The organism is Rhodanobacter sp. C01, from assembly GCF_002001045.1.
Classification (GTDB): Bacteria; Pseudomonadota; Gammaproteobacteria; order Xanthomonadales; family Rhodanobacteraceae; genus Rhodanobacter.
Genome location: NZ_MUNR01000003.1, coordinates 29,350 through 52,351, shown reverse-complemented (window position 1 = coordinate 52,351; position 23,002 = coordinate 29,350). Strand labels below are relative to the sequence as shown.

The 23,002-nt window shown below is 63.6% G+C and carries 23 protein-coding genes and 1 riboswitch; of the genes, 12 read left to right on the top strand and 11 right to left on the bottom strand.

What is annotated here, in order from left to right:
• Window positions 1–52 precede the first annotated feature (52 nt).
• The 3 genes from B0E50_RS00330 to B0E50_RS00320 form a co-directional block, all read right to left on the bottom strand.
• Window positions 53–628: a regulatory protein RecX gene (locus B0E50_RS00330; RefSeq protein ID WP_077439045.1), complete on the bottom strand. Its 576-nt coding sequence runs from the start codon at window positions 626–628 to the stop codon at window positions 53–55.
• Window positions 629–660: 32 nt separating this feature from the next.
• Window positions 661–1,698, bottom strand: coding sequence for a recombinase RecA (recA, locus tag B0E50_RS00325; RefSeq protein WP_077439043.1), 1,038 nt, complete (start codon window positions 1,696–1,698; stop codon window positions 661–663).
• Window positions 1,699–1,835: 137 nt separating this feature from the next.
• Window positions 1,836–2,345 (bottom strand): CinA family protein, encoded by a 510-nt coding sequence (locus B0E50_RS00320; RefSeq protein ID WP_077439041.1) that lies wholly within the window; start codon window positions 2,343–2,345, stop codon window positions 1,836–1,838.
• 89 nt (window positions 2,346–2,434) lie between these two features.
• On the opposite strand from B0E50_RS00320, the gene mutS reads away from it, so the two are divergent.
• Window positions 2,435–5,011, top strand: coding sequence for a DNA mismatch repair protein MutS (mutS, locus tag B0E50_RS00315; RefSeq protein ID WP_077439039.1), 2,577 nt, complete (start codon window positions 2,435–2,437; stop codon window positions 5,009–5,011).
• Between the two features lie 55 nt (window positions 5,012–5,066).
• Here mutS and B0E50_RS00310 read toward each other — a convergent pair whose 3' ends face one another.
• Both B0E50_RS00310 and B0E50_RS00305 read right to left on the bottom strand, forming a co-directional pair.
• Complete coding sequence (locus tag B0E50_RS00310) at window positions 5,067–5,936, bottom strand: alpha/beta hydrolase (RefSeq protein ID WP_254427121.1); 870 nt, start codon at window positions 5,934–5,936, stop codon at window positions 5,067–5,069.
• Between the two features lie 274 nt (window positions 5,937–6,210).
• On the bottom strand, window positions 6,211–6,570 hold the full coding sequence (locus tag B0E50_RS00305; RefSeq protein ID WP_077439035.1) for a hypothetical protein: 360 nt from the start codon (window positions 6,568–6,570) through the stop codon (window positions 6,211–6,213).
• 650 nt (window positions 6,571–7,220) lie between these two features.
• Here B0E50_RS00305 and katG point away from each other — a divergent pair.
• Window positions 7,221–9,416 carry a catalase/peroxidase HPI gene (gene katG, locus B0E50_RS00300; protein WP_077439033.1) on the top strand — a complete coding sequence of 732 codons (2,196 nt, stop codon included), beginning with the start codon at window positions 7,221–7,223 and terminating at the stop codon, window positions 9,414–9,416.
• Window positions 9,417–9,521: 105 nt separating this feature from the next.
• Here the strand turns inward: katG and B0E50_RS00295 are convergent, their stop codons facing one another.
• Together B0E50_RS00295 and B0E50_RS00290 are read right to left on the bottom strand one after the other, a co-directional pair.
• Window positions 9,522–10,085: a response regulator gene (locus tag B0E50_RS00295; protein ID WP_077439031.1), complete on the bottom strand. Its 564-nt coding sequence runs from the start codon at window positions 10,083–10,085 to the stop codon at window positions 9,522–9,524.
• Window positions 10,086–10,183: 98 nt separating this feature from the next.
• Window positions 10,184–10,576 (bottom strand): RNA-binding S4 domain-containing protein, encoded by a 393-nt coding sequence (locus B0E50_RS00290; protein WP_077439029.1) that lies wholly within the window; start codon window positions 10,574–10,576, stop codon window positions 10,184–10,186.
• Window positions 10,577–10,621: 45 nt separating this feature from the next.
• Between B0E50_RS00290 and B0E50_RS00285 the strand changes: the two genes are divergently transcribed.
• Window positions 10,622–10,873, top strand: coding sequence for a hypothetical protein (locus tag B0E50_RS00285; RefSeq protein ID WP_139350691.1), 252 nt, complete (start codon window positions 10,622–10,624; stop codon window positions 10,871–10,873).
• A 21-nt stretch (window positions 10,874–10,894) separates the two neighbouring features.
• Here the strand turns inward: B0E50_RS00285 and B0E50_RS00280 are convergent, their stop codons facing one another.
• Both B0E50_RS00280 and B0E50_RS00275 read right to left on the bottom strand, forming a co-directional pair.
• Entirely contained in the window at window positions 10,895–11,488 is a 594-nt protein-coding gene (locus tag B0E50_RS00280; RefSeq protein ID WP_077439025.1) for a response regulator, read from the bottom strand.
• A 78-nt stretch (window positions 11,489–11,566) separates the two neighbouring features.
• Window positions 11,567–12,457, bottom strand: coding sequence for an AEC family transporter (locus B0E50_RS00275; RefSeq protein WP_077439114.1), 891 nt, complete (start codon window positions 12,455–12,457; stop codon window positions 11,567–11,569).
• A gap of 124 nt (window positions 12,458–12,581) precedes the next feature.
• Between B0E50_RS00275 and B0E50_RS00270 the strand changes: the two genes are divergently transcribed.
• From B0E50_RS00270 to B0E50_RS00255, 4 genes are all read left to right on the top strand, one after another.
• Window positions 12,582–13,718 carry a phosphotransferase gene (locus B0E50_RS00270; RefSeq protein ID WP_077439023.1) on the top strand — a complete coding sequence of 379 codons (1,137 nt, stop codon included), beginning with the start codon at window positions 12,582–12,584 and terminating at the stop codon, window positions 13,716–13,718.
• 33 nt (window positions 13,719–13,751) lie between these two features.
• A riboswitch (TPP riboswitch) is annotated at window positions 13,752–13,848 on the top strand.
• Between the two features lie 54 nt (window positions 13,849–13,902).
• The gene (locus B0E50_RS00265; RefSeq protein ID WP_217343169.1) at window positions 13,903–16,092 is read left to right on the top strand and encodes a TonB-dependent siderophore receptor; all 2,190 of its coding nucleotides are present in this window, start codon (window positions 13,903–13,905) and stop codon (window positions 16,090–16,092) included.
• Window position 16,093: 1 nt separating this feature from the next.
• Window positions 16,094–16,666 (top strand): nicotinamide riboside transporter PnuC, encoded by a 573-nt coding sequence (pnuC, locus tag B0E50_RS00260; RefSeq protein WP_077439021.1) that lies wholly within the window; start codon window positions 16,094–16,096, stop codon window positions 16,664–16,666.
• Window positions 16,667–16,755: 89 nt separating this feature from the next.
• The gene (locus B0E50_RS00255) at window positions 16,756–17,361 is read left to right on the top strand and encodes a DUF4124 domain-containing protein (RefSeq protein ID WP_174575010.1); all 606 of its coding nucleotides are present in this window, start codon (window positions 16,756–16,758) and stop codon (window positions 17,359–17,361) included.
• A gap of 74 nt (window positions 17,362–17,435) precedes the next feature.
• On the opposite strand, the gene B0E50_RS00250 is transcribed toward B0E50_RS00255, so the two are convergent.
• On the bottom strand, window positions 17,436–18,443 hold the full coding sequence (locus B0E50_RS00250; protein WP_168170755.1) for a diguanylate cyclase: 1,008 nt from the start codon (window positions 18,441–18,443) through the stop codon (window positions 17,436–17,438).
• 408 nt (window positions 18,444–18,851) lie between these two features.
• Between B0E50_RS00250 and B0E50_RS00245 the strand changes: the two genes are divergently transcribed.
• The 4 genes from B0E50_RS00245 (at window position 18,852) to B0E50_RS00230 (ending at window position 21,627) form a co-directional block, all read left to right on the top strand.
• Window positions 18,852–19,304 (top strand): MarR family transcriptional regulator, encoded by a 453-nt coding sequence (locus B0E50_RS00245; RefSeq protein ID WP_077439017.1) that lies wholly within the window; start codon window positions 18,852–18,854, stop codon window positions 19,302–19,304.
• A gap of 60 nt (window positions 19,305–19,364) precedes the next feature.
• Window positions 19,365–19,928, top strand: coding sequence for an isochorismatase family protein (locus B0E50_RS00240; protein ID WP_077439015.1), 564 nt, complete (start codon window positions 19,365–19,367; stop codon window positions 19,926–19,928).
• Window positions 19,929–20,014: 86 nt separating this feature from the next.
• Complete coding sequence (locus B0E50_RS00235; protein WP_077439013.1) at window positions 20,015–20,356, top strand: hypothetical protein; 342 nt, start codon at window positions 20,015–20,017, stop codon at window positions 20,354–20,356.
• Window positions 20,353–21,627, top strand: coding sequence for an MFS transporter (locus B0E50_RS00230; protein WP_077439011.1), 1,275 nt, complete (start codon window positions 20,353–20,355; stop codon window positions 21,625–21,627). The genes B0E50_RS00235 and B0E50_RS00230 overlap by 4 nt, the downstream gene beginning before the upstream one ends.
• Window positions 21,628–21,670: 43 nt before the next feature.
• Here B0E50_RS00230 and B0E50_RS00225 read toward each other — a convergent pair whose 3' ends face one another.
• Window positions 21,671–22,054 (bottom strand): helix-turn-helix domain-containing protein, encoded by a 384-nt coding sequence (locus B0E50_RS00225; RefSeq protein ID WP_077439009.1) that lies wholly within the window; start codon window positions 22,052–22,054, stop codon window positions 21,671–21,673.
• A gap of 109 nt (window positions 22,055–22,163) precedes the next feature.
• Here B0E50_RS00225 and B0E50_RS00220 point away from each other — a divergent pair, with 109 nt between their 5' ends.
• A complete protein-coding gene (locus B0E50_RS00220) occupies window positions 22,164–22,910 on the top strand; it encodes a glucose 1-dehydrogenase (protein WP_077439007.1) in 747 nt (248 codons plus the stop codon).
• Window positions 22,911–23,002: the final 92 nt, after the last annotated feature.

Below are 23,002 nucleotides of genomic sequence, written 5' to 3'. Positions count from 1 at the left end.
CCATGGCGGCACCGCCGCGATCAGTCCATCCATCATCCTCGGACGATGGATTTCAGGGGATATCGTCGGCAGCGTCGTCCACGTCGGCGTGGGTAACACTCCGTACTGTGGCGGCCGGAAAGCCGCGGCGCAAGAGGAATTGCGCCCGGCGGCCACGTTCGGCGGGGTCCGTGGTGCCTGCACCGCCATAGCGGCGGCGCAACTGGGCAGCGGCCAAAGCCTCCCAGTCGACCTCGGCCGCGTCCAGCAACTCGCGAATCCGGGCATCGGCCAGCCCGTGACTCTTCAGCTCCACGCGCAGGCGCACCGGGCCATAACCCTGCGTAATCCGGCTGCGCAGCAGCACTTCCGCAAAACGATCGTCGTCCTGGTAGTGCTGTTCGCCGAGGCGGTCCAGCGCGGCGCCGGTTTCCTCGCCCTCGTAGCCGCCCTGGCGGAGCTTGGTCTTCAGCTCGCGCCGCGAATGCTCGCGACGGGCCAGCAGGCCCAGCGCCTTGTCGTAGGCGCTGCGCTTCGGCTTGGCCGGCCGATCCCCGTTGGCTTGATTGCCGCCGGGCTGGTCCCTGTCCTTGCCGGGAACGCGCTTCATGGTCACGCAAACGGACATGGCCCGGACAAGCCGGGCCATGTCTCCTGCAATGAATCACGAACGGGCACGAATCACGCTTCCTCGAGTGCCTCTTCCGCTGCAGCAGCGGCCGGCCTGCCGACCGGCACCAGCAGGCGCTCGCGCAGCTGCTTGTCGATCTCGTTGGCGATCGCCGGGTTGTCGCGCAGGAACTGGCGCACATTCTCCTTGCCCTGGCCGATGCGGTCGCCGTTGTAGCTGTACCAGGCGCCGGACTTGTCGATCAGGTTCTGTGCCACGCCCAGCTCGATGATCTCGCCTTCGCGCGAGGTGCCTTCGCCGTACAGGATCTCGAACTCGCACTGGCGGAACGGGGGCGCCACCTTGTTCTTGACCACCTTGACGCGGGTTTCCGAACCGATGATCTCCTCGCCCTTCTTCACCGCGCCGATGCGGCGGATATCCAGGCGCACCGAGGCGTAGAACTTCAGCGCATTGCCGCCGGTGGTGGTCTCGGGGCTGCCGAACATCACGCCGATCTTCATGCGGATCTGGTTGATGAAGATCACCAGGGTGCCGGACTTCTTGATGTTGGCGGTGAGCTTGCGCAGCGCCTGGCTCATCAGGCGGGCATGCAGGCCGACGTGGGAATCGCCCATCTCGCCCTCGATTTCCGCCTTCGGCGTCAACGCAGCGACCGAGTCGACCACGACCATGTCGACCGCACCGGAACGCACCAGCATGTCGGCGATTTCCAGCGCCTGCTCGCCGGTATCCGGCTGCGACACCAGCAGATCATCGACCTTGACGCCCAGCTTTTCCGCATAGGTCGGATCGAGCGCGTGCTCGGCATCGATGAAGGCCGCGGTGCCGCCTGCGCGCTGGCAGCTGGCGATCGCCTGCAGGGTCATGGTGGTCTTGCCGGACGACTCCGGACCGTAGATCTCGACCACGCGGCCACGCGGCAGGCCACCGACGCCGAGCGCGATATCCAACCCGAGCGAACCGGTGGAGACAGTTTCGATCGCTTCATTGACGCGGTCGCCCATGCGCATGATCGCGCCCTTGCCGAACTGCTTTTCGATCTGGCCGAGGGCGGAGGTAAGAGCCTTGCGCTTGTTGTCATCCATCGTCTTGTATCCGGTTGGGCTGTGAATGGGGTGCATGATGCCCGGATCGGGTCTCACGGGCTGCGATCAAGGGATGATCGGCTGCAATGCGGCCAGTATCCCATACCGGTCAAGCCGGTCTGGCAGCAGGTGGCGCCTCACTCGGTCAGGGTTTTCCGCAAACCGATGAGCGCCGCGGCCACCGTCTGCCGCCGAACGGCTTCTCGATCACCCGGAAAGTGGAACATTCGCGCGTGCCCGTAACCGCCACGACGCTTCCAGCCGACCCACACCGTACCAACCGGCTTGCCCGGCGTACCGCCGGATGGCCCGGCAATACCGGTCACCGCCACCGCCACGCCAGCACCGAAGCGCGCCAGTGCACCGGAAACCATCTCCAGCACGGTTTCCTCGCTGACCGCACCGGTGTGTTCGAGCGTGCGTGGATTGACCCCAAGCAATGCCTCCTTGGCTTCGTAGCTGTAGGTCACCATGCCCGCGTCGAACCAGGCCGAGCTGCCAGGCAGGTCGGTCAGCGTCTTGGCCAGCCAGCCACCCGTGCAGGATTCGGCCGTGACCAGCATCAACCGGCACCGTTGCACTTCGGTCGCGACCTCGGCGGCAAGCGCCAGCAACTCGGCATCGGTAGGAACGGACAACAACTCCATGCGAGACTCCCGAACTTGAATGCACCTTGCGTCACGCGCAAGGGCACCGTTCTACCCGTTCCACGCGACTACGCCAAGACTTGCATTGCATGAGCCACGACGATCTCTCCCAGCACACCCCGTTCATGCGCCAATACCTCACGGCCAAGGCCGAGTACCCCGAGGTATTGCTGTTCTTCCGCATGGGCGATTTCTACGAGCTGTTCTATGACGACGCGCGCAAGGCAGCACGGCTGCTCGACATCACGCTGACCCAGCGCGGGCAGTCGGGAGGTGCGCCGATTCCGATGGCTGGCGTGCCGTATCACGCGGCCGAGAATTATCTGGCGCGGCTCGTGCGCCTCGGCGAATCGGTGGCCATCTGCGAGCAGATGGGTGACCCGGCGCTGGCCAAGGGCATCGTCGAACGCAAGGTGGTGCGCATCGTCACGCCTGGCACGGTGACCGATGCGGCACTGCTGGAGGAGCGCCGCGACAATCTGCTGCTGGCGATCGCGGCAGGATCGAATGGTGCGTACGGTCTCGCCTGGGTCGACCTGTCCAGCGGCCGCTTTCTGCTCAGCGAAGTGCCACATGCCGAAGCACTCGCCGCCGAACTGGCCCGATTGCAGCCTGCCGAAACCCTGGTCGACGAAAGTGTCGTCTGGCCAAAACTCGTCAGCAGCCTGCCGGGCCTGCGCAAGCGGCCACCCTGGCACTTCGACAGCGATGCGGCCAAGCGCGAGCTCAACCGCTTCTTCGGCACCCGCGACCTCGGCGGCTTCGGTGTGGACAACCTGCCGCTCGCCACCGCCGCGGCCGGCTGTCTGCTCGGCTATGTCGAGGAAACCCAGAAGAGTGCGCTACCGCACCTCACCGGCATGGCAGTGGAGAGCGCCAGCGAGACGATCGCGCTGGACGCCGCAACGCGACGCAACCTGGAGCTGGATACGCATCCAAGCGGCCGCACCGAACATACCCTGCTCGGCGTGCTCGACGAGACCGTGACACCGATGGGCGCGCGCCTGCTGCGCCGCTGGCTGAATCGCCCGCTGCGTTCGCGCGAACTGCTGCGCCGTCGCCATCAGGCGATCGGCACCCTGATCGACAGCCGCCGCTATGACGCGTTGCGCGAACAGTTGCGCGGCATCGGCGACCTGGAACGCATTCTCGCCCGCGTCGCGCTGCGCTCGGCACGACCGCGCGATCTGTCCACCTTGCGCGATGGCCTCGCTGCCGCGCCGGTGTTGCGCGAACAGATTGCCGCGCTGGACAGCCCGCTATTGCATGCGCTGGTCGAACGCATCGGCGATCACGCCGACAGTGCCACCTTGCTCGCCCGCGCGATCGTGGCGCAGCCGCCGGTACTGCAGCGCGATGGCGGTGTGGTCGCCGACGGTTACGACGCCGAACTCGACGAGCTGCGCCGCCTGTCCACCCACGCCGACCAGTATCTGGTCGAACTGGAGGAGCGAGAGAAAGCCGCCAGCGGCATCAGCACGCTCAAGGTGGGCTACAACCGCGTGCACGGCTACTACATCGAGATCACCAAGGCGCAGTCGGACAAGGCGCCCACGCACTACACGCGCCGGCAGACCACCAAGAATGCAGAGCGTTACATCACCGAGGAACTGAAGACCTTCGAGGACAAGGTGCTGTCGGCTAAGGAGCGTTCGCTGATGCGCGAACGCGCGCTGTACGAGGCACTGCTCGACACGTTGACCGGGAAACTCGAACCACTGAAGACAGCCGCCGCCGCGATGGCGGAACTCGACGTGCTCGCCACCCTGGCCGAGCGGGCCGAGGCGCTGGACTGGACCGCTCCGGAACTCACCGATGAGCCCGGCATAACGATCGAACGTGGCCGTCATCCGGTGGTGGAAAAGGTGCGCGACGAACCGTTCGAGCCGAACGACCTCGCGCTCGGCGACGCCCGCCGCATGCTGGTCATCACCGGCCCGAACATGGGCGGCAAATCGACCTACATGCGGCAGAACGCATTGATCGTTCTGCTCGCGCATATCGGCAGCTATGTACCGGCATCACATGCCGTCATCGGTCCGATTGACCGCATCTTCACCCGCATCGGTGCCGGCGACGACCTCTCGCGTGGCCAGTCCACCTTCATGGTGGAAATGAGCGAAACGGCGAACATCCTGCACAACGCGACCGAGCACAGCCTGGTACTGATGGACGAAGTTGGCCGTGGCACCAGCACCTACGACGGACTTTCACTCGCACGCGCTGCCGCTGTGCATCTGGCGCGCAACAGCCGCGCCTACACGCTGTTCGCCACCCATTATTTCGAACTCACCGAGCTGGCCGGCGAGTACACGGCTATCGCCAACGTGCATCTCGACGCGGTCGAATACGGCGAGCAACTGGTGTTCATGCATGCTGTGAAGGATGGCCCCGCGAACCGCAGCTTCGGTCTGCAGGTAGCGGCGCTGGCTGGCCTGCCGAAGTCAGTGATCGCCGATGCACGACGCACGCTGACCGAGCTGGAGCGTGGCATGCACAACCATGCATCGGCAGCCAGGCCTGCAACCGAGACCTCGCTGCAACTTGGCCTGTTCACACCGGCGCAACCCTCGGCGATGGAGCGTGCACTGGACGGGATCGATCCGGATGCGCTGACTCCGCGTGAGGCGTTGGAAGCGCTGTACCGGCTGAAATCGCTAACCTGAGTTCACTGCGGGTTTCGCTTCCAAGCCATCGCCAGGTCGGCCTCTCCGGGACCTCCTACGACGAGGTGAGATGCACCGCATCGCTCACACCGTCTTTCTCGTGCGCATGGATGAACACCAGCACGTCATCCAGCGTCGGTGCGTGCTCGCGCAGCGGTCGCGATATCGAAAACAGCAATCCCAGGTGGCCGATGTCCGGATAAAGCTTCAGGCTCACGTCTTCGCGCTGGGCCCTCATCGCCTGCGCCAGCGACTTGCTGTTCGACGGTGTGACTTCGCGATCTGCCGTTCCATGCAGCAGCAACATCGGCGGCTCGGCGCCATGGACGTACGAGATGGGCTGTGCCCGTCGCTGCTCGGCCGTAGTCCTGCCGAACATGCCGATCATGTCCTTTTCCTTCTTGGCGATCGGCACGAAGTCGTAGACGCCCGCCAGTCCGATGAAGCCGGCCAGATCACCCGACTTCATGCCATCGGCCCTGAGCCAGGCGGGATCGGTCGCAAGCAGCGCGGCGATCTGACCTCCCGACGAATGGCCCATGACGAAGATGTCGCGTGCATCGCCACCGATCTGCCTGGCGTGATCGTGCACCCATGCCACTGCGTGCGCGGCATCATGCATGAATCCATCCATCTTCACCCTGGGGTATTTGCGATAGTCCGGAATCACCACGATCACGCCGTGCGAGGCCAGCGCGGCGCCCACGAACCGGTACCACTGGCGCTTGCCGTGGGTCCAGTCCCCTCCATAGAAGAAGACCACGATGGGTGCCTCTCCGGCATTGGCGGGCCGATAGATATCCAGCGCGAGATGATGCGAAGCATCGAACACGATATTGCGTTCGGCCGTGATGCCGCGTTGCTCGTCCGTCGTGTTGAGCCCCGCAAAGAGCGCGCCATGGCAACTGCTCAGCAATAACGCCATGCAAAGCACAAGCAGGAAACCGTTTGTCCGAGGTATGCGCAAACAAAACTCCGCTTTGTCGGGGTCGTGTGGTGAACATCCGGAGGGCCTGCACGCGAGACGGCGCACCGACTCACTCGAACGCATCAGACTCAGACAGGATGACCCGCCCAACACATCCGTCTATCGAGCTGACGGAAGGCATTTGACCACCATAGCGACGAAGCCTCCCCGTGCAAGCACGGGGAGGCTTCCGGTCAGCACATTATGTCGCGTGCCAGGTGCAACAACTCGATCAATTTGTCCGCTGACGATGGATGCGCTTGCTGTTCTTGTTCTCGGACTTGTTCAGGTTGCGCTGTTCCTGTTTGGTGAGATGGCCGTTGTGCTTGGCCTCGTCGGCGCTTTCGCGCTGCGCGATATTGGAGTCATGCTTTTCGTCGCGCGCTTCCTGCTTGGCGTTGACCTGGCCACCAGCCACGCCGTTCTGGATACGATTCTGCTGGTTGTCCAGGCGCTTGTTGACCTCGTTGACCCGCGGGTGGCCCGGCACCGTGGCATCAGGCGTCGCCTGCGCCATGACCGCGCCCGAAGCGAACGCGGCGGATACCAGCAGACCCATCAGGCTGAAGCGGAAAGCCGTCTTTGTATTCATGAGTAATGGCCTCGTGCATGTTGATTGGCAGGATTGAACATGTATCGAAGAAAACCACACCGGTGCCTGGTAAGAACACGGCATCCGTGCACCATGCCCACGCTCGCACGCTGAATCATCCGCGATCGAATAATGAGAACCCCTTCCCCGCGTCGATCCAGACCGTCGAATCATCTGGCTAGCACAACACGGGGAACGGCATGACCACGAATCACGTTGACCGTCGCCGCGACTGTCCTGGCGTCTGTTCAGCCATGGTTGAGCCTCGCACCACCCTCGCATGGCCTGTAACCCTCCATGACCACCCAGCGAGGATACTGACGATAGCCATTGGCTATCGTCAGTATCCATACAATCGAATTCCCCCCATGCCCCCTTGGGCGTAGCCTCGCAGGAAATCCCTTCAGCGCCAGGAAGGCCGCCATGAACCACGATTGCAAGACTCTGACCACTGATGCCTGCGCAACAGTTGCCGACAACCAGGAGTCGCTGATCACCAGCATCCGAGATTAGGCGAGTTGCTCGACGAGCCACTGATCGAAAAGCTTGCGCATGCTAAATGCCGTTTGCAAGAACAATTTCATCTATCGGCACTCGGACTCAACACCAGACCGGGTCGTCGGACTCAAACGACCAAAGGTGGAGAACATATGTCAAACGAAATGAAGTGCCCGTTCAATCACGCCGCCGGCGGTGGCACCACGAACCGTGACTGGTGGCCGAACCAGCTGAGCCTGAAGATCCTGCAGCAACACTCGTCCCTGTCCGACCCGATGGGCAAGGACTTCAACTATGCGGAAGAGTTCAAGAGTCTCGACCTGGCGGCCGTGAAAAAAGATCTCCTGGCGCTAATGATCGATTCGCAGGACTGGTGGCCGGCGGACTTCGGGCACTACGGACCTTTCTTCATCCGCATGGCATGGCACAGCGCCGGCACCTACCGCACCGGCGACGGCCGCGGGGGCGCCGGTGCCGGCCAGCAGCGCTTTGCGCCGCTCAACAGCTGGCCGGACAACGTCAGCCTCGACAAGGCGCGCAGGTTGGTATGGCCGATCAAGCAGAAGTATGGGCGGAAGATTTCCTGGGCCGACCTGATCATCCTCACCGGCAACGTCGCGCTGGAATCGATGGGCTTCAAGACCTTCGGTTTCGGCGGCGGGCGTGAGGATGTCTGGGAGCCGGATCAAGATGTCTATTGGGGCAACGAGAAGACTTGGCTGGCCACCAGTGACAAACCCGATAGTCGTTACTCTGGTGAACGCGACCTGGAAAATCCGCTCGCCGCCGTGCAGATGGGGCTGATCTACGTCAACCCGGAAGGCCCGAATGGCAACCCGGATCCGATCGCGGCGGCACGGGATATCCGCGAGACCTTCGCCCGCATGGCGATGAATGATGAAGAAACTGTGGCGCTGATTGCGGGCGGCCACAGCTTCGGCAAGACCCACGGCGCCGGCCCGGCGTCCCATGTGGGACCCGAACCCGAAGCCGCCAGCATCGAGCAGCAGGGCCTTGGCTGGAAGAGCAGCTTCGGCACAGGCAAGGGCGCTGATGCGATCACCAGCGGCCTGGAAGTCACCTGGACCACCACGCCGACGAAATGGAGCAACAACTTCTTCGAGAATCTGTTCGGCTACGAGTGGGAACTGACGAAGAGCCCGGCCGGTGCGCATCAGTGGACACCGAAGCATGGCGCCGGCGCCGATACCATTCCGGACGCCTACGACCCGTCGAAGCGTCACGCACCCACCATGCTGACCACCGACCTCTCGCTGCGGCTCGATCCGGCCTACGAAAAGATTTCGAGGCGTTTCCACGAGCATCCCGACCAGTTGGCCGATGCTTTCGCCCGAGCATGGTTCAAGCTGACCCACCGCGACATGGGCCCGCTCGCACGCTATCTCGGCCCGGAAGTACCTGCCGAAGAACTGATCTGGCAAGACCCCGTCCCTGCTGTCGATCATGCCTTGATCGATGACAAGGACATCGCTTCCCTCAAGGGCAAGATCCTGGCGTCGGGCCTGTCTGTTTCGCAACTGGTGTCGACCGCATGGGCATCGGCGTCCACGTTCCGTGGCTCCGACAAGCGCGGTGGGGCAAACGGCGCGCGCATACGTCTTGCTCCGCAGAAAGATTGGCAGGTCAACCAACCGGAGCAGCTGGCGAATGTGCTGAAAACCCTTGAGTGTATCCAGAATGCGTTCAACAGCACGCAATCTGGCGGCAAGAAAGTCTCGCTCGCCGACCTGATCGTGCTGGCCGGCTGTGCCGGCGTCGAGCAGGCGGCGAAAAATGCCGGTTACACGGTGATGGTTCCCTTTGCACCGGGGCGCATGGATGCCACGCAGGAGCAAACCGACATCGAGTCCTTCGCCGTGCTCGAACCGAGCGCCGATGGCTTCCGCAACTACCTCAAGGGAAAATACAGCGTATCGGCAGAGGCCATGCTGATTGACAAGGCGCAGTTGCTGACGCTGACCGCACCCGAGATGACGGCACTCATTGGTGGCATGCGAGTTCTGAATACCAACATCGGCCAGATCCAGCAAGGCGTCTTCACCAAGCGGCCGGAGGCATTGACCAATGACTTCTTCGTGAACCTGCTCGACATGGGCACGGAATGGAAAACAGTCTCCGACGCCAAGGATGCGTTCGAAGGGCGTGATCGCCAAACCGGCGAACTCAAGTGGACCGGCACGCGTGTCGATCTGATCTTCGGTTCACATGCCCAGCTACGTGCCCTGGCCGAAGTCTACGGAAGCTCCGACGCCGAGGAAAAGTTTGTCCGGGACTTTGTCGCGGCCTGGAACAAGGTGATGAACCTGGACCGCTTCGATCTTGCATGACCCCGGAGAATAGATCCTGGGGATCTTGTGGCGAGCATGCTCGACCTGGCATCTGGTTATTCCAGACCAGGTCGAGGTTAGCGAACTTTGAAGCTCGCGTCTCGCTCAGGTGGCCAGGCTCGGCACGGTGCTCGGCTTGGCATCTTGCAACATGGCCACTGCGAGCATCCGTTCGAACGCAACATCGCGTGCGGCCAGGCGCCCGGAGCGGACCAGCTGGTCGATGCTGGCAGCCACATCGGCGCGGCCGAACGGCTTCCTGATGAAGTCGTCGGCACCGAAACGCTGCGCGTAGAACTGTTCGGTGGCCTGCGGATTGCCGCTGATCATCACGATCGGGATATGCCGGGTCAGCTCGTCGTGGCGCAGTGCGCGCAGCACGGCGAACCCGTTGATGCCGGGCAGCACGATATCCAGGAAGATCAGCGACGGCAGCTCGCTGCGCGCCAGCTCGATCGCGCTCTCGCCGTCGAGTGCCTTGCTCACGGCGTAGCCATCCTGGCCAAGCATCTTGCCCAGCACGGCGCAGATCGTCGGCGAATCGTCTACCACCAGCATGCGGGACCCCGATGCCGTCTGCAGCCGCGAATCCGCCCGCACCCCGTCAGCGCCGCTGCCGAGCAGGCGCTTGAAGAAGCCGATGCCGTTTCTCAGTGCGAGTCCGTCCATGCCAGCCTCCGCGCGATGTGAGGTCGTGCACATTGCGCGACCTCGTGGAATGGTGCAGATGTTCCTGCAGATCCGGCCGGTTTTCTGGGATGTACTGCTCAGCGTGCGTCTTTCATCCGGCGCAATTGATTGCGCGCGTGCTTGTCCGGCCGTCTGGCCGGTCCGTGGGTGCCGACCAGTTGGCGCTGCTCGCGCATCGCCTCCCGGGTTGCCCGGCTGGCTTCGGTTTCGTCGTAAAGCGTCTGGGCGACATTGGCTGGCCCCCGTTTGTCGGACAAGGCCAGCACATCGACTTCCAGCCGTTCCTCGCCACGACCGATTTTCAGGCGATCGCCCACGCGCAACAGCTTCGCCGGCTTGCAGCCGGCACCGTTGACGTCGATCCTGCCACCATCGATCGCCTGCCTGGCGAGGCTGCGCGTCTTGAAGAAACGTGCAGCCCACAGCCACACATCGACACGCAGTCCAGCCGGTTCACGAAGATCATGCATGGATGGCATTATCGCGTTGTCGCATTCCCGAACGGAAACCAGACGATGCACTGGAACACCATCGGCTCGTTCGCCGGCATTTTTTGCATCTTCATGGTGGGTTATCTGCTCGGTCGCGCCAGCGCAGCGAGGGCTGCCGCTCGCCATGCCCGCACCGCATGGAAGCCGAATCCCGCCATCAGCGATGCCGACATCGAGGCCATCAAGCTCTATCGCCAGCGTGATGGCAGCGGGCTGAAGGAAGCCAAGCAGGCTGTCGATGCCATGAGCGCCGGTATCGGGACTGCGCGCAACTGAGTATCCCGCGCCATCGGTGACTCAGGAACGATCGCCGGGCGGCATGATCAGGTCATGCGGGTCCGGCATGGCGATATCCGGAATCGCCGCGTGCTCGGCTTCGGTATGCTCGGGCTCGACCGGCAGCGGCGTCTCTTCCGCGGCCCGCTCGCGCACCACCAGCCGGCCGCTTTCCGTCAGGTGCCGGATCCGCGCGAACACCTCACCGCGGCCGAACGGCTTCTTCATGAAATCGTCGGCACCGAAGCGCTGCACGTAGAACTGCTCGGTCGCTTGCAGGTTGCCGCTGATCATCACGATCGGGATGTCCCGGGTCAGCGAGTCGCGGCGCAATGCGCGCAGCACGGCAAAACCATTCATGCCCGGCAGCACGATATCCAGAAAGATCAGGTCCGGGATCTCCTTGCGCGCCATCTCGAGCGCCGTCTCGCCATCCGGCGCCTTGGACACGATATGGCTGTCCTGGTTCAGCATCTTGCCGAGCACGGCGCGTATCGTGGCCGAGTCATCCACCACCAGCACCCGCGCCCCCTTGGGTACGCCACTGCGTGGCACGGTGCGCCGTTCGGAGGGGTCACTGCCGAAAAGCCGCTTGATCAGCTCGAAACCTGCCATGACAGGATCCCCCACCCGTGCATAGAGATGCCGATTAGTCTCGACGCAGTGACGTCCCGACGCAAGCCGGCAGCATTCCTATCCCAGCCACAGATTGCCCAGCGGGATGGTCAACAGCGACAGCACGATACCGGCGCCCAGCACGGTATTGGCCAGCGCCGGATCCAGCTCGTACTCGTCGGCGAGGATCGCCGCCGAGACCATCGGCGCCATCGCCGCCTGCAGCACGCCGACCGTGAGCACGAGTCCGCCCACGCCTGCGGCGACGCCCATCATCCAGCACAGCAGCGGCGCCAGCAGCAGTTTCCAGGCTAGCCCCCAGCTCACCGCGCCCAGCTGCCGGTCGCCGGGATGGAACTTGAATTGCAGGCCGACCGAGAACAGCGCGAGCGGCGTCAGCGTGACGCCGATCGGCGAAAGCACCCCATGCAGCAGCTCAGGCCACCCGCCGCATTGGCCAGCCACGATACCGACGATCAGCGCGACGAAGGCGGGAAACGTCAGGATGCGCCGCAGGATCAGTACCGGCTCCGGCTTGCGCCCCGCATACAGCGATGCCACCACGATGCCGGCCGAAGCAAGGATCGGAAAGCAGCCAAGCTGATCGGCCACCACCGCCAGCGCCAGTCCTTGCTGGCCATGCAGCGCCTGCATCAACGGGTAACCCATGAACGAGGTATTGCCCAGACCGCAGACCAGGATCAAGGCGCCCGTGCGTTGCCGCGACCAGCCCAGCCGCGGGCCGAGCAGGCCGAACAGCAACCACGCGCCGCCGAACGTGAGCACCATCGCCGCCACCGGAAACCACAGTTGCGGATCGAACTTCACCCGGGGGATCAGATCCAGCACCAGCGCCGGCAACGCCACGTTGATCACCCACCAGTTGATGCCCGCCACGATGCCAGCCGGCGGCTTCGCAAAACGCGCCACCAGCACGCCCAGGATCAGGCAGACAAACAGCAGCAACATCGCACTCATCGAACGTGGCACGCCATGGGGAGGTCACCCCCATTAGACGCGATGCCGTCCTCGCCCGAAAGCGTACCGCGCATCCTTTCAGGGATAATTGCGGCCTGTCCCTCACCACCAGCCCATGAACGATCCCATCCACCTCGCGCACGGACTGGCCGGCGACAGCACGCCGCCGGACTGGCCCACGCTTACCGCAGCCGAGGTCGACACGCTGCTGCGCGGCTATCCACAGCTCGGCACAGCCACGCGCATCGACTGGCACAGCCCACGCCCACTGTCGGCCGCCTGCCTGGTTGAGACAGCCGGTGGGACCGTCTTCATCAAGCGTCATCACCACAGTGTGCGTTCGGTCGCCACGCTCAGCGAAGAACACCGCTTCACCGCGCATCTGCGTGCCAACGGCATGCCGATACCGATGATGTTGCGTGACGTGCGGGGGCAAACCGCCGTGGCGCTCGGTGACTGGGTCTACGAGGTGCATGAGCACGCCGCCGGTACCGACATCTATCGCGACGCGATTTCATGGTCGCCGTTGCCGAACCGCGAACATGCACTCAGCGCCGGCCGCATGCTGGCGGCATTGCATGATGCCGCCACCGGCTACCACGCTGCCCAGCGCGGTACCCATATCCTGGTCGCACGCAGCGAGTTGATCGCCTCGTCCGATCCGATCGCCATGCTGCAGGTGCAATTGCCGCAGCGTCCGGGTCTTGCCGGTTACCTGCGCGATCGCGACTGGCAGACCGATCTCACCCGCCTGCTCGCGCCCTGGCATGCCACCGTGCAACCGCCACTGACGAAACAGCTACAACTGTGGACGCATGGTGACTGGCATGTCTCCAACCTGTGCTGGAGCGATGCCAGCACGGCAGCACGCATCACTGCAGTGCTCGACTTCGGCCTGGCTGCCGCGAATTGCGCCCTGTTCGATCTCGCCACCGCGATCGAACGCAACGCGATCGCGTGGCTGGCATTGGATACCGGCGAGGCTGCCGCGCACCTCGATATCGCCCATGCGCTGCTCGAAGGCTACCGGCAGCAGCGTCCGCTGGATGCCGCAGACATCCATCTGCTGGCTGACCTGCTGCCACTGGTGCATGTGGACTTCGCACTGTCCGAGGTCGAGTATTTCCACAGCATCACCGGCTCGCGCGCGAACGCCGACGTGGCTTACGACACCTTCCTGCTTGGCCACGCGGCATGGTTCACGACGCCACCGGGACAGGCCTTGCTGCAAGCCATCCGCGACGGTGCCTGACCCGGGAAGCGGCCATTCGTGGTTAAATAAGCGTTCTTGAAGCGGGGGTGCCCGGTGTCTGCCGGGCTGAGAGAGTCCCTTGGAACCTGATCCGGTCAGTACCGGCGTAGGGAGCTTGCTGATCCAGCACGTCCGTCCGGACGTCCGGATCGCCGTCGCTTCGTCCGCACTACAGAAGACGATGATGATGGTTTCACTCCGAACTCCCCTCGCCCGCACTCCTTTGATCCTTGCCCTGCTGGCAGCGACGACGCTGGCCCACGCACAGGACAACACTCCATCCCAACAGCAAGCCACACCGCTGGCACCGGTGCACGTGCATGCAGACAGCAGCAACGGCTATCACGCCGACAGCACGGATCTTGGCGGCTTGGGCAACACATCACTGCACGACACGCCGGCCGCGATCACGGTGATCACCCGCGACCAGCTCGACGATCGCCAGCCGCGCACGCTGAGCGAGCTGGCACATACCGATGCCGCACTTGGCGACAACTACGCGCCGGTCGGCTACTACCAGGACATCGCCATCCGCGGCTTCGCGCTGGACCTGGCCAGCGGCTTCCGCTTCAACGACCTCAGCATGGCCGGCGAGCAGTACCTGACGCTGGAAGACAAGCAGCAGGTGGAAATCCTCAAGGGCCTCGCAGGTCTGGAAGCCGGTGTGGTCCAGCCGGGCGGGCTGGTGAATTACGTCGGCAAGCGTCCGGCCGAGGTGCACACCGTCACCGTCGGCACCGATTCGGAAGGTTCGCGTTATGAGGCGCTCGATGTCGGCACGTGGCTGACACCGGACTTTGGCGTGCGCGTGAACGCGGCGCATGAAGACATGAACTCCTACGTGCAGCATGCCAATGGCCGACGCAGCTTCATCTCGCTGGCCGCCGACTGGAAGATCAGCTCCAACGCCACGCTGCAACTGGACACCGATTACCAGACCAGCGGACAGCGCTCGGTCTCCGGCTACCAGCTGCTCGGCGGCACGGTGATTCCGCCCGATCCCAGCCGCACCCGCATGCTCGGCTTCGAGCCGTGGCAGCAGCCTGTAGGCATCCACGCCAGCAACAGCACGCTGCGCTTCAACTACCAGTTCGATGACCACTGGCAGGCGCAGGTGTCGGCCGGCCATAGTCACGTGGTGATCGACGACAACGTCGCCTTTGCCTATGGCTGCGCCTACTCGCCGGACTGCGCCAGCGGTGCCACGCCGGGCTGGTTCTTCGCACCGAACGGCGACTACGACGTCTACGACTATCGCAGCCCCGACGACAACCGCCAGAACGACGAGCTGCGCGCAGTGCTCAAGGGCAGCTTCGATACCGGCGCATTCACGCATGAGCTCAGTGTCGGCGCCAGCACGTTCCGCCGCACGCTCAACCAGCGTCCCTACGTCTACGATTATGTCGGCACCGCCAACATCGACGAGGTCGATCCACCCTATTTCGCGCCATCGCCGAATCAGCCTGGACCATCGGCACGCCGGCTGGACAGTTGGCAGCGCTCGCTGTTCGCGCTCGATCGCGTGCATCTCGGCTCGCAATGGCAGGTGCTCGCCGGCGGTCGTTATGTGGCCTTGAATGAAAGCGCGTTCGACGACAACGGCGTACTGCAGCGGCATACCGTGGAGAACAAGCTGCTGCCGCAGGCAGCAGTGCTGTGGCAACCAACCGCCGCGCTGACGGCCTATGTCAGCTACAGCGAAAGCCTGTCACTGGGCGGCCAGGCGCCGTGGTGGGCATCCAACGGCAACGATGTGCTGGCGCCGCTGCTGGCGCGCCAGGCCGAAGCCGGCGTCAAGTACGAATGGAGCGATGCACTGAGCCTGCAGGCCGCGCTGTACCGCATCCGTCAGCCGTACCAGTTCGCGCAACCGGACAATACCCCGGAAGGCTTCACCTTCGTGCAGCAGGGCAACGAGGTGCACACCGGGCTGGAACTCAACGCCGCCGGCCAGCTGAGCGACAACCTGCGCCTCACCGCCAGCGCCAACCTGATCCAGGCGCGCGCCGAGGACACCGGCACACCCAGCTACGAAGGTCACCAGATCGTCAACGTGCCACGCCTGCGCACGTCGATGTACCTGGATTATCGCCTGCCGTTTGCGACCGATCTCAGCCTGCTCGGCGGCTGGCGCTACAGCAGCTCCAACCCTGCCACGCCGAACGGGCTGGTGAGCGTGCCGGCCTACAACGTGTTCGATACCGGCCTGCGCTACGTCACCGCATGGAACGGCCATGCACTGACCTGGCGGCTGAACATCGACAACGTGTTCAACCATTTCTACTGGCGCGACACCGGCACCTCCGGCGGCGACAGCTACCTGTTCCCGGGCGCGCCGCGGCTGGCGCGACTCTCACTGACCTACGCGTTCTGACATGACTCTGATCGAACTCATCGCCGCGCTGCTCAGCGCCTGGGGCGTCTGGCTCACCGCCAAGCGCCGGCCGTGGTGCTGGCCGGTGGGACTGGTCTCGGTGCTGGTCTACACCTGGGTATTCGTCGACGCCAAGCTGTATTCCGATGCGCTGCTGCAACTGGCCTTCGCCATCCTGATCGTCTACGGCTGGGTGCGCTGGTTGCAGCACATGGGCGACGACGGCCGTGTGCAGGTGGCGCCGTTGCCGCGCCAGCAAGCCGTGCTGCATATCGTGCTCGGCACGCTCGGCGCGCTCGCGCTGGGCTTCGCCATGCACCGCTGGACCGATGCCGCGCTGCCCTGGCTGGATGCAGCACTGACCGCCTTCAGCCTGGTCGCCCAATGGTGGCAGGCGCGCCGGCATATCGCCGCGTGGTGGCTGTGGATCGTGGTCGACGTGATCTACGTGGGCGAATACGTCTACAAGTCGTTGCTGATCACCTCGGTGCTTTACGCCGGCTTCATCGTGCTGGCGGTGGGCGGGTTGCGCAGCTGGCAGCGGGCGCAGCGCCCGCAGGTGACGGGAACCTAGCCGGATGGCGGAGAGTTTGAACGGATCCGATCCGTGCAGATTCCAGCAGCTTTTTTATTGCACGGCGTCGGCGCAGAATGGCACTCACCATGAAGGCCACGCTCACCATCAAGTTGTGTGTTGCCGCCCTGCTGCTGGCCGCGGCGCAGGCTGGCATGGCCCAGAACATCTACAAATGCACGCAGGGTGGACAGCTCGAATACACCGACCACCCCTGCCCCGGCGGCAAGGGTGAGCTGATCCACCAGGCCGACGACAGCGAAGTCATCGACCATTACCTCAACCTGGGCCAGGTCGACATCGCCAAGCGCTATGCCGATGCCCATCATCTCGACGCGCTCTACAAGGATCGCCTCGACGCCTACCAGCAGAAGATGGACGACAAGGCGCAGCAGCAGGCAGACGAGGCAGCCGACGCGCAGCAGCAGGCGGAAGACGCACGACAGCAGGCGATCGCCGACCAGACCGCCAACACCAATCGGCTGCTGCAGGCCCAGAACGATGCACTGCGCCAGCAGAACGCGGAATATGCCGACCAGCTGTCGCAACCGACCTATTACGCTCCACCCGCCTACTGGGGCGCCGTGGCGCCGCCATATCGTGATCACGATCATGACCACAAGCCGCCTGGGCCACCGCCCAAACCCGTGTTCCATCCATGCACATCGCTTGCGGGTGGACGGGTGCAGTGCTGAAGGTAGTCGTGGCGGGCTGACTCGTGCGATGCGTGCCGTGTCCGGAACCCGGTACTGACCCGCTTCCCGTTGTTTCACACAGGGGAAGCTTCCATGTCGCCCTGCCAGGATGTCGGCTTTTCGTGCGCGGGATGAAGTGCGGTGGTCACACGATCGCGACCTTCTGTCTTGCTCCGATAAAGCGCACCGTCCGCACGGCCAATCGCGTCATCCAGACTTTCAGATTCCGCCAGTGTGGCGACTCCCAGTGACAGGGAGAATCGGATGGATTGGCCGGCATGCTCGAACCTCGCATCGGCAATAGTCATGCGAACGCGTTCGGCAAATTCCCGTACGGCATCCTGGCCGGTTGCCGGCAGCAGGAAAAGAAATTCCTCGCCACCCCAGCGTGCCACCGTGTCCTGGGCTCGACAGATACCCCGGAACAATTGGCTCGCGTGCACCAGCACCTGATCACCGGCATCGTGGCCATGCCCGTCATTGATCAGCTTGAAATCGTCGATGTCGGCCAGGACGAGCGAGACTTCCTCGTCACTTCGTCGGGCGCGGGCGATTTCCTGCTGCGCCAGATCCAGCAGATGGCGCCGGTTGGACAGACCGGTCAAGGCATCCTTCGTCGCCAGCTCGCGCAGTTTTCTTTCGGTCTTTCTGACCAGTTCGTAATAGAAGCGTGCCGTGTAACTGGCCATCGCGAAGAAAATCGACACGTTGAATACGTTGAGGAGCAACAGGGCCGTGTCATTCAGTGGCGCCAGTGCACCCACAAAGTGCGCAGCCACATGCAGCCCCAGATAGGCCAGAAACAGAAACAACAGCGGCGCGATCACATTGCGCCAGCCACCACTGACGACGGTGGCCGGGATGAACATCAACAGGTAGTAATGAAAGCCGCTGTCCCAACCCACCAGCATGGTTCCGATGGCCGCGTGCGCGGTGACTTCCGTCCAGATCAGGATGATGGCTGGGAGATTCCTGCGTCGCGTCAACAACAGGTAGGCAGCACCGTACATGCTGATGCTGACCAGATTGAGCCACGCAAGCAGTGGCGAACCAACCGCAAGGAAAAAAACCAGAAAGGCCATGTCCACGCATGCCGCCAGAACGCTGACGCGCCGCGTCATGATCCAGAAGGCTGAGTGGGCACTGGTTCGGCGGCCACCCTTCTCGACCGGCAGCGAACTGTCCACCGCGGCGTGATGACCAGATGGAAGGGCTCCGCTGGAAGCGATGCGGGTCACGGACATGTCAAGGACAACACAGATTGGAATCAGCCAGCTTCATCAAGGTTTTACGGTGCTGCCATGCCTCCCGCAGTGTTGCATCCCGGGATCGGATTCGCCACTACCCTTCCGAAAATGCCGCCTTTCCATGCATACATCACTGCGTGACCGCAGTAATGCAATGCGCCCTGCAGCAGGAAGCAGGCAGTCGCATACTATTTACGAAGTTTACCTTTGCAGTTTAGCTTCATATATGCCAGACTTCGCTGCATGAAGAAACCCAAGGCCGATCCGGCGACGACACGCACCATGGCGACGGCCGTGGAACTGCGCGTCTTGGTTGGCAAGTTGAAGCGCCGTCTGCGCGAGCAGGCCAGCGTGGGCGGCCTCGCATGGTCGCAGGTGTCGGTGCTCGGGCATCTGGAACGCGATGGACCCGCCACCGTGACGGCGCTCGCACACGCCGAGGGCATGCGTCCGCAATCGATGGGCGCAAATGTCTCCGCGCTGCTGGCGGCAGGCCTGCTGCGTGGCTCCCCGGATCCCAACGATGGTCGACAAACCCTGCTGTCACTCACTCCCGCCTGCCATGAACTGATCAAGGCCAATCGCGCGGCGCGGGAAGACTGGCTGTTCCATGCCATCCAGACGCAGCTGACGTCACAGGAACAGGCGCAGCTTGCCAGTGCCGTCGAACTGCTCAAGCGCCTCCTCGACTCGTAAACGCTTCTCTTGCCGCCCTGCGCGCAAGGACCGCCATCAACCTCCACCAGGTAAATCCCCATGACCGTCACCACACTCGACCCGCAGACTGCCCTCGTCGTCATCGACCTTCAGAATGGCATCGTCGCCTACCCTACGGCGCATCCGACCCGCGAGGTGGTGGCTCACGCGCGTGCCCTGATTGATGCGTTTCGCCAACGCGGTTTGCCGGTCGTCCTGGTCAACGTCACCGGTGGCGCGCCGGGCCGGGCCGAGCAGTCCCGCAGCATGGGCGAGCTGCCAGCCGGATGGGCGGACTTCGTGCCCGAACTGGACCGGCAGCCGCAGGACCACATCGTGACCAAGCGCACATGGGGCGCATTCACCAGCACCGATCTCGACGCGCACCTGAAAGAGCTGGGCGTCACCCAGGTCGTGCTCGCCGGCGTTGCCACCAGCATCGGCGTCGAATCCACCGCCCGCTTCGCGCATGAGCTGGGCTTCAATGTCACCCTCGCGGTCGATGCCATGACCGACATGAATGCCGAAGCCCACGACAACAGCGTCATGCGGATCTTCCCGCGACTGGGCGAAACCGGCACCACCCGGGAAATCATCGACCTGCTCGATGCCAGCCACGCGTGACGCGGGAAATCCTCCTGCCGTGACTGGACGGAGGGCGTCCGAAGCAAAGCAGGCATGACGACTCACCAACCACGGAGTACCTCGAAATGAACTGGACTCACTATGTTTCTTACTTCTTCGCAGGCGCCCTGTTCACCAATGCCATTCCGCATTTTGTCAGCGGGGTGATGGGGCGACCGTTCCAGAGTCCGTTCGCGAAGCCGCCTGGCCAGGGGTTTTCGTCGTCGACGCTGAATGTGCTGTGGGGATTCTTCAATCTGGCCATCGGTTATGTGCTGCTGTGCCGCGTTGGAAACTTCGACCTGCGCGCCACCGATCAAGTACTCGCGGCGGCAGCTGGCGTTCTGCTGACTGGCTTGATGTCGGCCCGCATGTTCGGACGTTTCAACGGCGGCAATTCGCCAACGGACACGCGAACGATTCCATGAAGGGCATCTTCCGTTCGCTGAAAGGCTTCAACTACCGGATGTGGGCGGCTGGCGCGCTGGTGTCCAACGTGGGCACCTGGATGCAGCGCATCGCCCAGGACTGGATCGTGCTGACCCAGCTGACCCGCCACAACGCCACCGCGGTGGGCGCGGTCACCGCACTGCAGTTCGCGCCGCAGGTGCTGCTGCTGCCGCTGACTGGCTTTGCGGCCGATCACCTCGACCGCCGCAAGCTGCTGCTCGCCACCCAGGCGGCCATGGGCATACTGGCGCTTGGCCTGGGCATCCTCACCGTCAGCGGACTCGTGCAGTTGTGGGAGGTATACGGGTTTGCGTTCCTGCTCGGCTGCGTCACCGCCTTCGATTCGCCGGCACGCCAGACGTTCGTCTCCGAACTGGTTGGCGAGGCCGATCTGTCCAATGCCGTGGCACTGAATTCCACCTCGTTCAACGCCGCGCGAATGATTGGTCCCGCGGTAGCCGGCGTGCTGATTGCAGGCGTGGGCGCCGGCTGGGTGTTCCTGATCAACGCGGCCACCTTCGTTGCCGTACTCGGTTCGCTCAGCCTGCTGCGCGTCGATGAGCTGCATCGGGGAGATCGCGCCGTGCGCACCCGCGGCAGTCTTGCCGACGGCTTTCGCTACGTATGGCAGCGCCCCGACCTGAAAGCCGTGCTGCTGATGCTTTTCCTGGTCGGCACATTCGGGCTCAACTTCGCGATCTACATCTCGACCATGGTGGTCAGCGTCTTCCACGCCGGCGCCGACACCTACGGGCTGCTGACGTCGACCATGGCCATCGGATCGATCGCTGGCGCGTTGCTTGCCGCCCAACGGGCAAGACCGCACATCGCGATCCTGCTGATCGGTGCCGGTGTCTTCGGCGTTGCCTGCGCGCTCGCGGCCGTGATGCCCAACGAGGCGTTGTTCGGTGTCGCTCTGGTCATCATTGGCGTATCCGCGCAGACCTTTACCACGTCCACCCTCAGCCTGGCGCAGCTCTCCACCACGCCGGCCATGCGTGGCCGCGTCATGGCCATCGTGCTTGCCATCGCCATGGGCGGCACACCCATCGGAGCACCGATCGTTGGCTTGGTCTCCGACCGCTTCGGTCCGCGCTGGGCGCTCGGCATTGGTGCTGCCTCGGGCATCGCGGCGGCCATCGTCGCGACGCGTTATCTGGTCAGGCATCACCATCTGCGCGTGCGTTTCGACGCCGGACGCCTGCGCCTCAGCATCGACGGTGACAGCGTGGCACCGGTATCAGGGTGACGGCACACAGCAAGCCGCACCTGCCCGGCGCCTGAGGAATACCTCAGCCCGTACTGGTCCGGCTTCCGGCCGGCTTGCGCCTGGCCATGCGCGCCTTTTGCATCAGCTGCACACGGTGAGCACTCATGATCGCAGGCAACAGGCCCGGAAAGCGCTGCTCGATCTCGCCGCAGCGTGTGGTGTTGAGCATCTCCACGCCCTGACGTTCGCTGCGGATCAGCCCTGCCTCGCGCAAGGTCCGGAAGTGCTGTGAAAGCGTGGACTTCGGGATCGAGCGGTCGACCACCTGCAGGAAGGTCGAGCAGGTCTGCGCACAGCCCGCACCGGCCATGTCGGCATAGATCGCGACACGCACCGGATCGGACAGCGCATGCAGGATGCCCTCCACGGTGATGTTGTCGATGTCCGGATGGATCAGCGGTTTCATGGATTGATGTTAGCAGCTCTTGACTATTAGTTCCATAGTTCGTATTTTACGAACTATGGAATTTAAGAACCAATTCCTCCCATCACTCCCAGACACCAAGGACATCGTCATGAGCAAGCTCACAGGTAAAGTCGCCCTCGTCACCGGGGCATCCAAAGGCATCGGCGCTGCCATTGCAAAATCACTGGCTGCGGAAGGTGCTGCGGTAGTGGTGAATTACGCCTCCAGCAAGTCCGGCGCCGACGCGGTCGTGGCCACGATTGTGGCGGCAGGCGGCAAGGCCGTGGCCATCCAGGGCGACGTATCGAAGGCGGCTGACGCACAGGCTCTCGTCGAGGGCACCGTGAAGCACTTCGGCCGGCTGGATGTGCTGGTGAACAACTCAGGCGTTTACGAATTCGCGCCGCTCGAGGCCATCACCGAGGAGCACTTCCACCGGCAGTTCAACGTAAACGTCCTCGGCCTGCTGCTGACCACGCAAGCCGCGGCAACGCATCTGGGCGAAGGCTCAAGCATCATCAACATCGGCTCACTCGTGTCTCGCATCGTGCCACCCGCAAGCGCGGTCTATACGGCCACCAAGGGCGCCGTGGATGCCATCACCGGCGTGCTCGCGCGCGAGCTTGGGCCGCGCAAGATCCGCGTCAATGCCGTCAACCCGGGCATGGTGGAAACCGAAGGTGCCATCACCGCCGGCTTCATCGGCTCGGATTTCCAGGCCGAGGCCGTGGGACACACCCCGCTGGGTCGCATCGGCCAGCCGGACGACATCGCCTCGATCGTTACCTTCCTCGCTTCGAACGATTCGTACTGGCTGACCGGTGAGCATCTGTTCGCGGGTGGCGGCATGCGCTGATTGCGTGCCATGTCTGGCGGGAGGTGCGCAAAACACCTCCCGCCGACTACGTGGTACGTCATCTCATCTCTGGCGCATAAGTGAAGCCTGAC

Bases quoted from the DNA above. Each gene is read 5' to 3' on its own strand.
- B0E50_RS00330 (WP_077439045.1), bottom strand. From the start codon at position 628: ATGGCCCGGCTTGTCCGGGCCATGTCCGTTTGCGTGACCATGAAGCGC.
- recA (WP_077439043.1), bottom strand. From the start codon at position 1,698: ATGGATGACAACAAGCGCAAGGCTCTTACCTCCGCCCTCGGCCAGATC.
- B0E50_RS00320 (WP_077439041.1), bottom strand. From the start codon at position 2,345: ATGGAGTTGTTGTCCGTTCCTACCGATGCCGAGTTGCTGGCGCTTGCC.
- mutS (WP_077439039.1), top strand. From the start codon at position 2,435: ATGAGCCACGACGATCTCTCCCAGCACACCCCGTTCATGCGCCAATAC.
- B0E50_RS00310 (WP_254427121.1), bottom strand. From the start codon at position 5,936: ATGGCGTTATTGCTGAGCAGTTGCCATGGCGCGCTCTTTGCGGGGCTC.
- B0E50_RS00305 (WP_077439035.1), bottom strand. From the start codon at position 6,570: ATGAATACAAAGACGGCTTTCCGCTTCAGCCTGATGGGTCTGCTGGTA.
- katG (WP_077439033.1), top strand. From the start codon at position 7,221: ATGTCAAACGAAATGAAGTGCCCGTTCAATCACGCCGCCGGCGGTGGC.
- B0E50_RS00295 (WP_077439031.1), bottom strand. From the start codon at position 10,085: ATGGACGGACTCGCACTGAGAAACGGCATCGGCTTCTTCAAGCGCCTG.
- B0E50_RS00290 (WP_077439029.1), bottom strand. From the start codon at position 10,576: ATGCATGATCTTCGTGAACCGGCTGGACTGCGTGTCGATGTGTGGCTG.
- B0E50_RS00285 (WP_139350691.1), top strand. From the start codon at position 10,622: ATGCACTGGAACACCATCGGCTCGTTCGCCGGCATTTTTTGCATCTTC.
- B0E50_RS00280 (WP_077439025.1), bottom strand. From the start codon at position 11,488: ATGGCAGGTTTCGAGCTGATCAAGCGGCTTTTCGGCAGTGACCCCTCC.
- B0E50_RS00275 (WP_077439114.1), bottom strand. From the start codon at position 12,457: ATGTTGCTGCTGTTTGTCTGCCTGATCCTGGGCGTGCTGGTGGCGCGT.
- B0E50_RS00270 (WP_077439023.1), top strand. From the start codon at position 12,582: ATGAACGATCCCATCCACCTCGCGCACGGACTGGCCGGCGACAGCACG.
- B0E50_RS00265 (WP_217343169.1), top strand. From the start codon at position 13,903: ATGATGGTTTCACTCCGAACTCCCCTCGCCCGCACTCCTTTGATCCTT.
- pnuC (WP_077439021.1), top strand. From the start codon at position 16,094: ATGACTCTGATCGAACTCATCGCCGCGCTGCTCAGCGCCTGGGGCGTC.
- B0E50_RS00255 (WP_174575010.1), top strand. From the start codon at position 16,756: ATGAAGGCCACGCTCACCATCAAGTTGTGTGTTGCCGCCCTGCTGCTG.
- B0E50_RS00250 (WP_168170755.1), bottom strand. From the start codon at position 18,443: ATGGCCTTTCTGGTTTTTTTCCTTGCGGTTGGTTCGCCACTGCTTGCG.
- B0E50_RS00245 (WP_077439017.1), top strand. From the start codon at position 18,852: ATGAAGAAACCCAAGGCCGATCCGGCGACGACACGCACCATGGCGACG.
- B0E50_RS00240 (WP_077439015.1), top strand. From the start codon at position 19,365: ATGACCGTCACCACACTCGACCCGCAGACTGCCCTCGTCGTCATCGAC.
- B0E50_RS00235 (WP_077439013.1), top strand. From the start codon at position 20,015: ATGAACTGGACTCACTATGTTTCTTACTTCTTCGCAGGCGCCCTGTTC.
- B0E50_RS00230 (WP_077439011.1), top strand. From the start codon at position 20,353: ATGAAGGGCATCTTCCGTTCGCTGAAAGGCTTCAACTACCGGATGTGG.
- B0E50_RS00225 (WP_077439009.1), bottom strand. From the start codon at position 22,054: ATGAAACCGCTGATCCATCCGGACATCGACAACATCACCGTGGAGGGC.
- B0E50_RS00220 (WP_077439007.1), top strand. From the start codon at position 22,164: ATGAGCAAGCTCACAGGTAAAGTCGCCCTCGTCACCGGGGCATCCAAA.